Origin of the sequence: Halorubrum sp. Ea1 (genome assembly GCF_002252965.1) — an archaeon.
Taxonomy (GTDB): domain Archaea; phylum Halobacteriota; class Halobacteria; order Halobacteriales; family Haloferacaceae; genus Halorubrum.
In genome coordinates this window covers 1-1,151 of the sequence record NZ_NHPG01000145.1, presented here as the reverse complement: position 1 = coordinate 1,151, position 1,151 = coordinate 1, and the positions used below count along the sequence as shown (strand labels likewise).

The following is a 1,151-nucleotide window of genomic DNA, read 5'->3' as shown; positions in this document are numbered from 1 at the left end:
CTCTCGGACGCGCTCTCGCGCGAGTACGACGTGACGGTCGTCGCGCCGAAGCAGAACCAGTCCGGGGTCGGCGGCACTCGCTCGTGGTGGGAGACCACCGTTGAATACGCGGAGAAGGACGCCGGCTACGCGGTGGAGGGGACGCCCGCCGACTGCGTCGCCGTCGCCGAGGTGGCGCTCGGGCTCGACCCCGACGTCGTCGTCTCCGGCTGCAACCACGGGCCGAACATCGGCGCGCACATCCTCGGGCAGTCCGGGACGGTCGGCGCCGCGATGGAGGCCGCCTTCCTCGGCACGCCAGCGATCGCCGTCTCGCTGTACGACCGGGGGAACCTCCCCGTGCCGCCGACCCTGGACGCCGACGACTTCGCGCTCGCCGCCGACGCGGTGCTCGACCTGCTCGACCGCACGGAGTTCGACGGGAGCGACCGAGACGGGACCGGAGCGGCGCTCCCGTTCGGCGCCGACGTGCTGAACGTCAACGCGCCGGCCGCGGACGACGAGGCCGCCGCCGACCCGACCTACCGGCTGACGGAGCCCGCGCGCGGCTTCGACGTGATCGAGTTCCGACCGGGCGAGGAGGGGCCGGAAGACGAGAACGTCCCCGAGGGGTGGGAGTTCGGCGAGCGGCGCGGCGAGATGGGGATGGAGCTCCGCGACCGCTTCTGGCGAGAGTTCCTCCGCGGCGACGTCGCCGACGATCCGGGATCGGACCGGCTCGCGGCGGTGGAGGGCGAGGTGAGCGTCTCGCCGCTGTCGTCGTCGCGGTCCGTCGCCGTCGACCGCGCGGGCGAGGTCGTCGCCGTCGGCGCCGAGCCGTCCGCGCGACCGGACGGGGACTGAGGTCTGACGCGGTCCCGGGGGCTGTCTGTTTCTACCGCCGCCGTCCCGGCCGCCGCGAGCCGCCCGTGAACTGGTCGGCGAGCCGGCCGAGGTACCACACGAGCAGCACTCCCAACAGGACCCCGCCGCCGAGGGCGGCGAGCAGTTCCAGCGGCGTCGGGTTCCACTGGAGGGCGATGAGCGGCGGCGAGACGGCGACGAGCACCAGGAATCCGACCTTGATCTTCCGGTTCCCCGCGTCGCGCTCCGCGTCCGACATGGGTCCTACCACGCCGATCCCTCCGCCGGCCGGAGGGATCGGCGTGGTA

At 73.8% G+C, this 1,151-nt stretch carries 2 protein-coding genes; one reads left to right on the top strand and one right to left on the bottom strand.

Going from position 1 to position 1,151, the window contains the following annotated elements; genetic code table 11:
* A partial coding sequence (gene surE / locus DJ73_RS18385; RefSeq protein WP_094558696.1) for a 5'/3'-nucleotidase SurE occupies window positions 1–843 on the top strand: 843 nt, incomplete at its 5' end.
* 31 nt (window positions 844–874) lie between these two features.
* Here the strand turns inward: surE and DJ73_RS18380 are convergent.
* A complete protein-coding gene (locus DJ73_RS18380) occupies window positions 875–1,102 on the bottom strand; it encodes a hypothetical protein (protein ID WP_094525622.1) in 228 nt (75 codons plus the stop codon).
* Between the last annotated feature and the right edge of the window lie 49 nt (window positions 1,103–1,151).

Excerpts from the sequence above, each read along its gene's own strand:
- DJ73_RS18380 (WP_094525622.1), bottom strand. The coding sequence starts at position 1,102 with ATGTCGGACGCGGAGCGCGACGCGGGGAACCGGAAGATCAAGGTCGGA.